Source organism: Flavobacterium daemonense (assembly GCF_007341385.1).
Classification (GTDB): domain Bacteria; phylum Bacteroidota; class Bacteroidia; order Flavobacteriales; family Flavobacteriaceae; genus Flavobacterium; species Flavobacterium daemonense.
Window position 1 is genome coordinate 56,135 of the sequence record NZ_VJYD01000001.1, and the last position, 12,216, is coordinate 68,350.

13 protein-coding genes are annotated in these 12,216 nt (G+C 33.0%); 4 read left to right on the forward strand and 9 right to left on the reverse strand.

Going from position 1 to position 12,216, the window contains the following annotated elements:
- Window positions 1-20: 20 nt before the first annotated feature.
- Window positions 21-1,016, reverse strand: coding sequence for an L-glyceraldehyde 3-phosphate reductase (gene mgrA / locus FND99_RS00235; protein ID WP_144335995.1), 996 nt, complete (start codon window positions 1,014-1,016; stop codon window positions 21-23).
- 67 nt (window positions 1,017-1,083) lie between these two features.
- Window positions 1,084-1,506, reverse strand: a complete 423-nt coding sequence (locus tag FND99_RS00240) for a GlcG/HbpS family heme-binding protein (protein WP_144335996.1) — start codon at window positions 1,504-1,506, stop codon at window positions 1,084-1,086.
- A 206-nt stretch (window positions 1,507-1,712) separates the two neighbouring features.
- On the opposite strand from FND99_RS00240, the gene FND99_RS00245 reads away from it, so the two are divergent.
- Window positions 1,713-2,306, forward strand: a complete 594-nt coding sequence (locus FND99_RS00245) for a Crp/Fnr family transcriptional regulator (protein ID WP_144335997.1) — start codon at window positions 1,713-1,715, stop codon at window positions 2,304-2,306.
- A gap of 1 nt (window position 2,307) precedes the next feature.
- Here FND99_RS00245 and FND99_RS00250 read toward each other — a convergent pair whose 3' ends face one another.
- Complete coding sequence (locus FND99_RS00250) at window positions 2,308-2,655, reverse strand: winged helix-turn-helix transcriptional regulator (RefSeq protein ID WP_144335998.1); 348 nt, start codon at window positions 2,653-2,655, stop codon at window positions 2,308-2,310.
- 377 nt (window positions 2,656-3,032) lie between these two features.
- On the opposite strand from FND99_RS00250, the gene FND99_RS00255 reads away from it, so the two are divergent.
- The 3 genes from FND99_RS00255 (at window position 3,033) to FND99_RS00265 (ending at window position 5,251) form a co-directional block, all read left to right on the forward strand.
- Window positions 3,033-3,524 carry a GNAT family N-acetyltransferase gene (locus FND99_RS00255; protein WP_144335999.1) on the forward strand — a complete coding sequence of 164 codons (492 nt, stop codon included), beginning with the start codon at window positions 3,033-3,035 and terminating at the stop codon, window positions 3,522-3,524.
- 2 nt (window positions 3,525-3,526) lie between these two features.
- Window positions 3,527-4,012 carry a MarR family winged helix-turn-helix transcriptional regulator gene (locus tag FND99_RS00260; protein WP_144336000.1) on the forward strand — a complete coding sequence of 162 codons (486 nt, stop codon included), beginning with the start codon at window positions 3,527-3,529 and terminating at the stop codon, window positions 4,010-4,012.
- 270 nt (window positions 4,013-4,282) lie between these two features.
- Window positions 4,283-5,251: a hydrogen peroxide-inducible genes activator gene (locus FND99_RS00265; RefSeq protein WP_144336001.1), complete on the forward strand. Its 969-nt coding sequence runs from the start codon at window positions 4,283-4,285 to the stop codon at window positions 5,249-5,251.
- 246 nt (window positions 5,252-5,497) lie between these two features.
- Here FND99_RS00265 and FND99_RS00270 read toward each other — a convergent pair whose 3' ends face one another.
- The 6 genes from FND99_RS00270 to FND99_RS00295 form a co-directional block, all read right to left on the reverse strand.
- A complete protein-coding gene (locus FND99_RS00270) occupies window positions 5,498-6,268 on the reverse strand; it encodes an alpha/beta hydrolase (RefSeq protein WP_144336002.1) in 771 nt (256 codons plus the stop codon).
- A gap of 194 nt (window positions 6,269-6,462) precedes the next feature.
- Window positions 6,463-6,879, reverse strand: a complete 417-nt coding sequence (locus FND99_RS00275) for an OsmC family protein (protein WP_144336003.1) — start codon at window positions 6,877-6,879, stop codon at window positions 6,463-6,465.
- Between the two features lie 400 nt (window positions 6,880-7,279).
- On the reverse strand, window positions 7,280-7,939 hold the full coding sequence (locus FND99_RS00280) for a hypothetical protein (RefSeq protein WP_144336004.1): 660 nt from the start codon (window positions 7,937-7,939) through the stop codon (window positions 7,280-7,282).
- Between the two features lie 168 nt (window positions 7,940-8,107).
- Entirely contained in the window at window positions 8,108-10,189 is a 2,082-nt protein-coding gene (locus FND99_RS00285) for an AAA family ATPase (RefSeq protein WP_144336005.1), read from the reverse strand.
- A 363-nt stretch (window positions 10,190-10,552) separates the two neighbouring features.
- Window positions 10,553-10,957: a response regulator gene (locus tag FND99_RS00290; protein WP_144336006.1), complete on the reverse strand. Its 405-nt coding sequence runs from the start codon at window positions 10,955-10,957 to the stop codon at window positions 10,553-10,555.
- Between the two features lies 1 nt (window position 10,958).
- Window positions 10,959-12,215: a sensor histidine kinase gene (locus tag FND99_RS00295; protein ID WP_144336007.1), complete on the reverse strand. Its 1,257-nt coding sequence runs from the start codon at window positions 12,213-12,215 to the stop codon at window positions 10,959-10,961.
- Window position 12,216: the final 1 nt, after the last annotated feature.

A 12,216-nucleotide genomic window follows, 5' to 3' on the forward strand; every position in this document is an offset into this window, starting at 1 on the left:
GAGGTTTTTTGGTTAGGTAGTTAGCTTAAAATCTGATCGATAGTCTGTAGTTCATATTCTGAAAATGAAGTATTTTGAAGACAGCCTAAAGAATCAATTACTTGTTCTGGTTTGCTTGCGCCAATGATTACCGACGAGATTCTTTTGTCTTTCAAAACCCAAGCCAACGCCATTTGCGCCAAGCTCTGACCGCGTTCTTCGGCCATTTTATTTAATCGTTTTACTTTGGCAATATTCTCTGGTGTAATCGCATCTTTTTCCATTGCGCCGTTGCCACGATTGGCATTAGCTCTTGAGTTTTCTGGAATTCCGTTTAAATATTTGTTGGTCAAAAGTCCTTGTGCAAGTGGAGAAAAAGCAATTCCGCCAATTCCGTTGACTTCTAAAACATCCAATAAACCATCTTCAACAGAACGCTCAAACATAGAATATTTAGGTTGATGAATTACACAAGGCGTTCCTAAATTTTTTAAAATTGAATAAGCCTTTTCGGTTTCAGCTGGGCTGTAACTCGAAACTCCAACATACAAAGCTTTTCCTTGACGAACAATTAAATCAAGCGCTGCCATTGTTTCTTCCATTGGCGTGTTTGGATCTGGTCTGTGGTGGTAGAATATATCAACATAATCGAGTCCCATGCGCTTTAAACTTTGGTCAAGACTTGCGATTAAATGTTTTTTTGAACCAAAATCGCCGTAAGGTCCGTCCCACATTGGCCATCCTGCTTTTGTTGAGATCAAAAGTTCATCTCTGTAATTTTTAAAATCTTGTTTGAATATTTCGCCAAAAGTAATTTCAGCAGAACCCGGAGGCGGACCGTAATTATTAGCAAGATCAAAGTGTGTGATACCATTATTAAAAGCAGTATGCAGAATTTCACGCGCATTAGCAACGCTGTCAATTCCGCCAAAGTTGTGCCACAATCCTAACGAAAGAGCAGGCAATAATAAACCACTGTTTCCGCAACGACGGTATTGCATTTTTTGATAACGGTTTGTATTTGCTATGTAAGTCATTTTTAATTGTTAATTATAAATTGTGAATTGTAAATTATTTTAAAGCTTATTGCCTAAAGCCTATAGCTTAAAGCCTAAAAAAAGCTTTTTGAGCAATTTCTAAATCCGTTGTGCCTCTGAAACCGCTGAAACCTACAGACAGTTTTGTACCATTTTTTAAAGTTATCGGTTGTCCGCCTTGCCAGCCAATTAAATCTGGAGCTTCGATTCCGTTTGCATTTTCATCGAAAATTCCGTTGAAAACCATTTTTTCGTATTCTCCTGTTTTTACGCCGGTTAGCCAAACCTGACTTGCTTTTGTCCATGCAATTTTATAAGATTGTCTTTGACGCGGTTTGTCATTTCCGTACATTTTGCCGTGCACAGTTCCATCTTCATCGATGATGCAAACCGCAACATTTCCGTTTGAAATCTGTCGATCTTCTTCAATTTGAAGGTATTGCGGAATCAGTTTTTCAATTTCGGCGAAAGCCAGAGCAATTTCATTCATTTAAATTGTTTGTTGTTTGTTGTTTGTTGTTTTGTGCGACTGTAAAAGCTTATTACCTAAAGCCTAAAGCTTACAGCTTACAGCGAAACAAAGTTTCAAAATTAAATTATTTCATTTCTTAAACTAGATCAAGAAATAATTAAAACCTCTTATATTTACTTTTTGTTTGTAAATGAAGTTATTGCCAATTCCTAAAAAGAGATAAAATGTTTCAGAAAATTCACGATTACCTTTCCAGATCTGCGCGTCTTTCTAAAGAAGAAGTGAAAATCTTTGAAAAAAGTCTTGAATTCAGAATGGTTCCGAAGAAAACGATTCTGCTCAAAGCCGGAGAAATCTGCAATTTTGAAGCTTACATCAATAAAGGATGCATTCGCGAATATTTTATTGACCGAAACGGACAAGAATTAACGCTCCAGTTTGCCATTGAAGACTGGTGGGTGAGCGATATTACGAGTTTTGAAGATCAAGTGCCGAGTGATATGTATATTGAAACTTTAGAAGATTGTGAACTTTTGGTTTTGACTAGACAATCAAAAGAAAACCTAATCAACGAAGTACCTCATTTAGAAAGAATGTTTCGTTTGATGATCCAAAGGCATTTGTCGAAACTGCAAAAACGACTTTTTAAAACCGTTTCATCGACAGCAATGGAACAATATGTAGAATTTATTACACGATATCCGTCAATTTCACAGCGTGTTTCACAGCAATATATCGCTTCATATTTAGGAATTACGCCTGAATTTTTAAGCCGATTGCGCACCAAACATTTAAAAAGTTCTAAAACCCAAGAATAATTTAGCTTTTTGAAGCTTCTCTATTCTTAATATGATTTCGATGCGAAATTCCCCATTTGATCATTTCAGAAATTATGGGTCCGAAAGACTGGCAATACGGTGTTGATTCATAAAGAATTGGCACTAAAGCATCGCGATCTTCGGTTCTTTTGACCAAATTATTTAGTTCCATATCTTTTAATTCCTTTGATAACATTCGGGAAGTAATACCCGGAATACTTTCTTTGATATCTTTAAAACGATTATTTCCGTTGCATATCGAATTGATAATTGGAAGTTTCCATTTTCCTCCCAAAACATATAAAGTATCCTGAAGCGCCTGAAACTCTTCTTTTTGATTTCTTTCCATAATTTTTTAAACCATATAAGTTATATAAGATAATTTTAGTTTTTAAGTACCGATAATTTCTGTGCGTTTTTTGCTTTTCTTGCATTTTCTCTCTTTTTTGTCATCCCGAGGAACGAGGGATCTCCGCAAGAAACTCCTCACGCAAAATTCCTAATCTTTGTCGAGCTACTCGCGGAGATTGCTTCGCCAGTTCGCTATCGCTCGTGTCCTCGTTCCTCGGGATGACAAACTATGCGGGAAATTATATAAAAAAAAATCTGCAAGAGACAAAAGAAAACTTTGTGCCTTCGTGGCAGAAACAAAAGTATAAATAAATCATAAATAATTGCATTTATGTATTTAACTACGTAGTTTTGTTTAATAAAATTTTAATAAAAATGAAACCTGTAATAATTCCAATAGAAAACAAGTTTGAAAATGTCATTGCCGACTTGATATTAAACATTCAGATAAACGAATTCAATGTTCCGATTACAAGAGAAGACCAGCCGGATTTATTCAATATTCAGAATTTTTACTATGCTAGTGGCGGTGGATTTTGGGGCGCATTTATCAATGACGAATTAGTTGGAACAATAGCCTTAGTTAAGTTTGATGACCATGCCGCAGCGATACGAAAGATGTTTGTAAAGAAGGAATTTAGAGGAAAAGAATTCGCAATCGCACAGAAATTGTTGGAGACTTTAATTGAATATTGCCGAGAAAATGAAATCGATGATTTATATTTGGGAACCGTTGAAATATTACAAGCCGCATTACGCTTTTATGAAAAGAATGATTTTGTGCGAATTGAAAAAGAATCGCTTCCAGAAAAATTTCCGTTGATGAAGCCGGATAACGTTTTCTGTCATTTAACTTTAAAGAAATAAAGATGAATATTATAGACGAATCGGGAATTTTGGCTATTTCGACACGATTGCAGCGTTTAAGCGAGCAATTGCGAAAAGATGGCGCACTGGTTTATAAATCATACGGAATTGATTTTGAACCGAAATGGTTTCCAGTTATTTACACGCTTCATTATAAAGAAACATTAAGTGTGGTTGAAATCGCTAATGAAATTGGTTACACACATCCGTCAACAATAAGTTTGTTGAAAGAACTGGAAAAACAAAAACTGATTCGCTCTAAAAAAGACAAAATCGACGAACGCAAAAGGCTCATTCAGCTGACTGCAAAAGGGCAGGAGTTAATTGAACAGATGAAACCCGTTTGGGAAGTTATGAAAAGTGCTTTAACCGAAATCACCAACAATCAAAATAATCTGCTTCGAGCAATTGAAGAAGCCGAGAATAAAATTTTGCATCAGAGTTTTTTACAGCGGGCTTTGCAGTTGAAGAGTCAAGGAGAGGAATAAAAACAAAAAGCGATCTAAATTAGATCGCTTTTTTTATATAATTGGTTTAGTAAAGCTGATAATCAGGACAATGTGATAAAGTTCGATATGCTCCAAAAACTACTCCATTCTCATTTGCCACACACCTAAATATCATTTCTATTATGTACGATAAAGTGTATGTTTTTGGTTTTGAAAATTTGCTGTTTTTGTAAAACTTTAACATCTTCTAAAATTTGGAATATAAGACAAATTGATATTTTCATATCTTTATAAAATAAAATTATAATCATGACCATTCAGCAGTTAAAATATATTGTTGCTTTAGACGAAGAACGGCATTTTGCAAGAGCTGCCGAAGTTTGTATGGTAACACAGCCCGGACTTACGATTCAGCTAAAAAATCTCGAAGAAGAAATTGGAATCAAGATTTTTGACCGAAATAAAGTGCCGCTTACGCCAACCGTTTTAGGAATTGAGATTATCAATAAAGCCAAAAAGATTCTTCGTGAAGTAGATGAAATTAGGGATTTTGTGGTGAATGAGAAAAATCTGTTGGAAGGAGAATTGAAACTCGGAATAATTTCGACTTTATCGCCTTATCTGATTCCGCTTTTTATTCAGGCCATGAAAGAAGCGGCGCCCAAAGTGCATTTTATTATCAAAGAAGCTTACACCGGAGTTTTAATGAAAGAGTTAGAAATCGGTGCGATTGATGTTGCTATTATGGCGACTCCAACGGGAAATCCAAATTTAATAGAACATGTGATTTTTAAAGAACCTTTTGTGGCGTATTTAAATCAAACCCATCCGATGGCGAATGATGAATTTTATGAAATGCAACCCGGTGATAAAACCGAATTATTGCTTTTGCATCACGAATATTGCTACAACGCACAGCTTCTAGATATTTGCGGATTAAAATCATCGGATAAAATAAAGGAACAATTCACCTACGACATCAATTCCATCGAAACTTTAAAAAATCTAGTTCGCGCGCATCTAGGATTCGCGATTATTCCGAAGCTTTCAACAGTAAACGAATCCGGCGGACTTTTCAAGCCTTTTAAAGAACCCGTTCCGGTAAGGGAAATAAGTTTAGTAGTTTCGGATTCGTTTTCAAAAAAGTTATTACTCGAAAAAATGAACGAAGCGATCTGGAATTGCCTTCCGGAATCCCTCAAAAAAGATTTCGCGTATAAAAAAATACGCTGGAATGATTCGCCTTATTTTGTAAAAGCGGTTAGTAAGTTTATGTAATGCTGATTTTTAAACACATAGAAACATAGCTATACTTTGCGCAGAAAGGCGTTTCACTTTTCTAAATGCACATAGAGCTATGTGTAAAGATTAAGCACAATATTGTCATTTCGATCCCGAGGCTTCGGGAGAGAAATCACACTAGAAGCTCCACACAGAATGTCGCCAATCTTTGTAGAGTTACTTGCGGAGATTTCTCTCCCGAAGCCTCGGGGTCGAAATGACAATATTGTGAAAATTTGAAATTTATTTCTGCGAAGCTGTAATAATTACTGCAGCAACTTTCTCTGGCTGCGAAATAAAAACCACATGACTTCCTTTTATTTCAATGATTTTAGTGTTCGAACGTTTGTACATAGCGCGTTCGATATCAGGATTAATGCTTTTGTCTTCAGTTGCAACGATTCCGTAAGAAGGTTTCGTTCTCCAAGCGGCTTTAGTAATTGGTGTTCCGAAACCTTTTGCGTAGAAAGCACCTTGTGAAGCAAACATAAAATCAGCGTCTTCTTTGCTTAAATCACCTGCAAAACCAGCGTGGAATTTCGCTTTATCATAATAAGCAATACCTTTATCATCTGGAGCCAAAACACCATTTTCAGGAGCTGGAGGCGCAGTTTGCAGCCATTGTACAGAAGTTTCGCCATTGTCAGGCTGTAATGCAGCAACATAAACTAGAGCCGCAACTTTTGGGTGATTTCCAGCTTCAGTAATTACAGTTCCGCCCCAAGAATGTCCAACTAAAATTGTTGGTCCGTCTTGTTTGTCTAAAGCTAGATTTGTTGCTCTCACATCATCTTCCAAAGAGCTTAACGGATTCTGAACAATTGTTACATTATATCCTTTTTTAGTCAAAATTTGGTACAAACCTTTCCATCCAGATCCATCCGCGAAAGCGCCGTGAACCAATACTACGTTTTTAATTTTAGGAGCAGTTTGAGCGTTTACGTTTGTTGATGTAAGTGCCAAACTAAAGATTATTACTGCGAATGCTAAAAAGCTTTTAAATATTGTTTTCATGTTTAAAATTTTAGATTGTTGATTTTAGATTTTAGATTATTTGTTGAAATCTAGTTCAACCTTGTCATTTCGACGGAGGAGAAATCTTCACGAGAAGCTCTACAAAGATTGGCGACTTAGCGGACGGAGTTACTTGCGAAGATTCCTCGTTCCTCGAAATGACAAGATTGTGTTAAAATTTTATTATTTAGAAATTAGTTTAAGGTTACAGCCAAAGTAATTTCAGTATTCAGCAACTTAGAAATAGGACAAATTTCTTTTGCTTTTTGAGCTGTTTTCTGAAAATCTTCTTCAGAGATTCCAGGAACTTTTCCAGTAAGTTCTAAAGCAATTAAAGTAATCGTTCCGTCTTCAAAAGTTACTTTAGCCGTTGTGTCTAAATCTTCTGGCACAAATCCAGCTTCAGATAATAAAAAGCTCAATTGCATGGTAAAACAGCCAGAATGTGCCGCTGCAATTAATTCTTCAGGATTAGTTCCAACACCTTGATCGAAACGAGTTTTAAAAGATAATTGTGCGTTATCTAAAGTTGTGCTTTGAGTACTGATGGTTCCTTTTCCTTCCATTCCTGTACCTTTCCAGTTTGCGTTTGCTCTTCTTGTAAATTTCATGATTTCTATGTTTTAAATTATTTTTTAAGATGATCAAATCATTTCTTTGATTTTGATGAAGCAAAGGTATAGCGAAGGTGTTTATTAATCAAATTAATAATTTTTTATTGTTATAAAATTTATTTATAACTATTGGGTTTAGAGAGGTTGGGGGGTTGTTAGGTATTGAAAATAAAAAAGCGCAAACTCGAAAGAGTTGCGCTACTAATTATTTTAAAGATTTTGAAAAAAAATCGATGTCTATTTCTGAGTTAATTCACTATAGTCAATGATTAAGATTTTTTCGTTTTTTTTATTATCATAAACTTCATAAAAAAAATATTTATCGTTATTGTAAATTAATACTGGCTTGAATTTGAGATTGTATTTTTTGATAATTCTGTTGTCTAAAATTTCTTTATTAATCAAATTCTCTGGAAAGACAAGGAATTGATGGAAGGTTGACGTATAAGGGTTCAGATCTACCAATATAAGTTTTATCAAAAAAAACAGAGATTAAAATTATAGCAGTGGAAATAATAGAGATAAAATTTTCTTTAAATTTTTTATTATCTCTGATTTTAATAATAAACTTAAGTAGAATGTTAGGATAATTATAAATAAAGTTCTCAAGCAATCTAAAAACACCTAAAAAGAACAAACCAACCGTGATTGTCATAATTGGGATTAATAGTACAATTTCAAAAATTTTAATTGATTGTCTTTTGTAAATATCTTCGAGTAAAGGAAGTGGTATAAAGAAAAAAACAATAATACTAAGAGGAATGGTGATTATAGAATACCAAATTGACGGTGGCTTAGTATTATCAAATTGAAAATCATTTTTTTTAATCATTTTACCACTTATATTGAAAGCAATATATAATATACTAATTATAAAAAGTATCAATATTCCATCTGCAACTAATTGAGTAATAGAAAAAAATCTTATAAATGATGTTGATATTAAAGATAGTTCTAATAGTTGCCATATTCCTCCAATTATAGTGGGAATTAGAATCAGAATGCTTAAATTATCTTTTATAGAGTTGTAATTTTCCTTAAAATTTTGTGTTTTCAAATTATAACCTATTAAATTATTAGTTTTTGATTTTTGACATAGATCACTAATTTAATATTTATTCTTCTAAATGTAAAAAAGTACTAAAATAAAGATTTTATAACAATTTAAGAGGAGAAGTTAATTTAGTAAAACAGATATAAATGCTTTTATGCAAAAAGATAAATTTTAATTTATCCATTCAACAAAGTCAGGATACTTTTCATATGTTTTTTTTAAGAATTTATATACGTCACTATTTTTGTCTTTAATTGTTATTATTAGAGTGTCTATTGCGCGAGTAAGTGGAATCAAAGACCACAAATAAACAAATCTGTTTCGTTTTTCTTCCAATGTTTCTAAAGCTAATTCATTTGTTTCTTGTTCCTTAAATGTTTGCATTTTAAATTTTATAAATTCATCAAGATCTAAACATACTACTGTCCACCCCTCAAGACCACGACATGAGTCATATTGTAGAAGACGATGTTGATTTAATTCAACGACATATTGTGTTCTTAAATCGGTATTTGTTAAATCCCATATTGAAATCCCATGATTTCTAAATTCTTCGGCATATTTAAATTCTCGTCTTTCTTTTTCATTTCCATAATCATCAATTTCTTTTACTACACTAACAAGATTTGGTGGAACTAAAAACATCATTTCGTATTCTGAATTTTCACATTCTTTGCATCTATTTAGTTCTCTAACATGTAATTCTTTAGAATAACCACTACTTGAAATTATTATTTTGCCACCCATTAATTCAGGTTTAGGTTCAATTTCCCAATTGACACCTACTTGTTTAGCATATTCATTAATGAATGATATCAAATTTACTTCTTGTCTTAATCCCTTTTTTTCATTTGTTCTTTTAAAATCAGTATCAGGTCTCAGTCCTTGAACCCAATTACATTTTTTTTGTGATCGAATCAATTGATCTACACCATCGGTTATGATTGTTTTATTTTTGCCAAAAATTGTAAAAATTATTTTCTTCTCTAATTCATTCCAATCTTGAGATTCATCAATTAAAACATAATCCCATGCAACTTTATCATGACGGGTCTTCATTAATTCTTGAATTTCTTTTTCTTCAATTAATCCTGTTTCGATGTAATCAATTAATTGTTGTAGAAATTCCTCGTATTTTTCAAGAAATTCAGGAACCTGTTTAGCTTCCTCTTCTGGATCTTTGTAATTTTTGACTAATCCAAAACCAATTATTAATTCATAAATGAATTTGTGTAAAGTTGTAATATTAACAGTGTAATTATCAACTTTGTCTGGAATTTCAGCTAATGCTAAAATTCTTTTTATATCACTTACAAGCGCATGATTATAGGTTAAAATTAAGACTCTAGATTCGTGATTAATTGCTAGATCGCATGCTATTCGTAGTAGTTTGATTGTTTTTCCAGTTCCTGCTCTACCGGAAATTACAATTAACTTTTCACCAATTGCTTGAGCGTATTGTTGTTCGTCTAATAGTTTTCTTGTGATATGTTCAATTTTTCGACGAGTTAATTGACCACTTCCATTTTTAATTCTAGTAAATAAATCAAAAATTTCTTCAATCTTTCCAAAATCTAAATAATCATCTTTTTTTAGTGAATTGTATGAGCAAAAATTTTTATAAGACCCATCAGGATTAGAACTATTATAAGGCGGTTTTTGATTACATGCTAATTGCATTAGAAATTGAAACGTGAATTGGGAAGGAAGAAAATTATGTTTTGAATATAAATTTGAATTGTTGTCTAAAAGATTTTTAATAGATTGCCAACTAACATTTCTAAACCAAATGAAATTTGCAATGTATGGTGAAAAAGTTAATCTATCTTCAAAGAAATTTTTTAATGAATATTTTTGTTTCTCACTTTGATTTGTGGCGTCTGAAAGCTTGTCATTGTACTTTACTAACATGTGTAATCCATCTAATCTAATATCTTCTGCTCGATGTCTTTTTGTCTCAATTGTGAAACAAAAATTGTTGACATATGCAGTTCGAGATCTAGCCGGTAATTCTTCATGGTTTTTCCCAATTGCCTTTGAATTTACTTTGCATGTGTAATTTTCAAAATTGCCTATAACAATTAAATCAACATCCTTAGTTTCTTGACCAAATAAAGTTGCATTACATACAATTAATATTTGCCCTTTAACAGAAGCCATACCTAAGGAACTTTGAAACATATCTCGTAAAACTTCAGCATCCTGAAACTCGTTTGTGTCAGTATTTCCTTTTATTTTGATATCTATAGACATTTTATTTTTTTTTTTTTAAAGTCAGTAATATTTGTTATATCTATTTCAATTTTAAAGTAATGAAATTGAGATTTTTAAAAAAGTAAATGCCATTGTTTAATAATTTTAATCATAACGGAAATCCATAATGTGAAAAAAATATATTACTCACAAGTGTAATTAAAAATAAGAATCAAGCACAGAGTATATTTACGGTATTTTTCCAAACAAGAATAAAAACAAAACCCCCAACCATAAAAATGATCAAGGGCTTATAAATTTAAAAAAAAAAAACAATTCACTCCACATCCAAATAAGCATTCAAAATCTCCGCGAATTCATTAATCAAGTAAAAACCATTTTTAATTTGATTAAACAAAAACCCTAACCCTCAATAATACTCAAAATAGTCTTTGGAATTTCGGCGAAAGCCTCAAAAGAATAAGGTTTAATAAGATAGGCTTTTACGCCCAGAACGTCGCATTTTTCTTTGTACGACGGATTTATGCTGGTGGAATAAACAAAGCAGGGAATGTCCTTTAAACTAGAATTGTTTAGAATTTGCTGTAAAGCTTCGATGCCGTCAACAATAGGCATATTGATATCGGTCAGGATTACGTCCGGGTTTTCGTTTGAACTGTCTTTTAGGTAATTGAGCAGTTCTTCGCCATTTGATACTAAGCTTACTTTCCCGAAATGTGGGTTTTGGTTGAAGGTTTCACAGATAACGTCAGCGTCATCGTCGTCATCTTCGGCGATTATGATATGTAGGTTGTTTTTTTGTGACATTTTATACAATTGGAAAGTAAAGATTAAATGTTGTGCCTTCGTTGAGCGTACTTTCGACGGTTATTTTTCCGGAATGGTTTTCCATGATTTTTTTACAAATCGCAAGGCCAATTCCGTTTCCTGAATATTCGTTTCGGGCATGTAAACGCTGGAAAATGGTAAAGATTTTAGTTAAATGATTTTCTTCCATTCCTATACCATTATCTTTAATTTGAATCTGTACAAATTTAGCATTTTGATTTGGTATTTTGGTATCTAAGTTTTCGGGCTGAAAAATTTCTATAAACGGAGCCGTTGTTTCTTTGCTGTATTTTATAGCATTCGAAATAAGATTTGAAAAAAGCTGGCGCATTTGTACTCTTGAAGCTTTTATGATTGGTAAATCTCCAATTTTAATGCTGGCTTTTTTATCAGAAATTATAATTTCAAAATCCTCCATAACTTCAGAAATGATGGTTTTCAGGTTTATTTTAGTTCGTTCTTCCTGCGCTGTATGTGATGAATAACGTACTAAATCATCAACAAGCGAGTTTAAACGCAAAGCCGATAATTTCATGACATTTATTGCTTTGGTATCTACTTCGGTAAAATAACTTCCGTCAATTCGGCTTGTGTTCATTACAATTTTTCGCAGTGGTTCTTTTAAATCGTGTGATATCACGTGAATAAATTCTTCTAGATTTCGATTGATTTTATTCAGTTCGTTAATTTTTTCTTCTAATTCCTCTTGATGACGAATTAAAGCTTCTTCGTGTTTTTTCTTTTCGGTTAAGTCGGTAATTACAATTCCTATGGCTGCTACGGCAGGTTCAAGATCTGTTAAGGCGATATAAGAGGGAAAAGTTTTTTTGTCGTTATCCGATTTAAAAAGAATTTCGTGTGTCGCGATTCCGTATCGCAGCGCCTGAATAAGCTGCACAAACTGCGCCGGATTATCAAAATATTCGTTTAAATACGTTCCAACAATTTGCTCTGAAGGAATACCAACGAGTTCTGAAAAATAGTCGTTGCAATACAATATGAGTCCTTGGCGCGAAATACTTAGCGCGCCTTGTCTGAATTTTTCAATAAGAAGCCTATAAGTATAATCCGCAGTTTGAAGCGAATATACTTCTGGAACTCCGTTTGTACTTAAAACTAACGCATCTACATCACCTTGTTTTATAGCATCTACAATACTATTAGACTCAAAAAGCTCTTCTTTTAAGGATTCTATTTCTGCTAATAATGATTCTATATTTCTTTTTTTTTCCTCCAAA

Excerpts from the sequence above, each read along its gene's own strand:
- FND99_RS00275 (WP_144336003.1), bottom strand. The coding sequence starts at position 6,879 with ATGAAATTTACAAGAAGAGCAAACGCAAACTGGAAAGGTACAGGAATG.
- FND99_RS00240 (WP_144335996.1), bottom strand. The coding sequence starts at position 1,506 with ATGAATGAAATTGCTCTGGCTTTCGCCGAAATTGAAAAACTGATTCCG.
- FND99_RS00250 (WP_144335998.1), bottom strand. The coding sequence starts at position 2,655 with ATGGAAAGAAATCAAAAAGAAGAGTTTCAGGCGCTTCAGGATACTTTA.
- FND99_RS00265 (WP_144336001.1), top strand. The coding sequence starts at position 4,283 with ATGACCATTCAGCAGTTAAAATATATTGTTGCTTTAGACGAAGAACGG.
- FND99_RS00285 (WP_144336005.1), bottom strand. The coding sequence starts at position 10,189 with ATGTCTATAGATATCAAAATAAAAGGAAATACTGACACAAACGAGTTT.
- mgrA (WP_144335995.1), bottom strand. The coding sequence starts at position 1,016 with ATGACTTACATAGCAAATACAAACCGTTATCAAAAAATGCAATACCGT.
- FND99_RS00260 (WP_144336000.1), top strand. The coding sequence starts at position 3,527 with ATGAATATTATAGACGAATCGGGAATTTTGGCTATTTCGACACGATTG.
- FND99_RS00290 (WP_144336006.1), bottom strand. The coding sequence starts at position 10,957 with ATGTCACAAAAAAACAACCTACATATCATAATCGCCGAAGATGACGAC.
- FND99_RS00270 (WP_144336002.1), bottom strand. The coding sequence starts at position 6,268 with ATGAAAACAATATTTAAAAGCTTTTTAGCATTCGCAGTAATAATCTTT.
- FND99_RS00255 (WP_144335999.1), top strand. The coding sequence starts at position 3,033 with ATGAAACCTGTAATAATTCCAATAGAAAACAAGTTTGAAAATGTCATT.
- FND99_RS00245 (WP_144335997.1), top strand. The coding sequence starts at position 1,713 with ATGTTTCAGAAAATTCACGATTACCTTTCCAGATCTGCGCGTCTTTCT.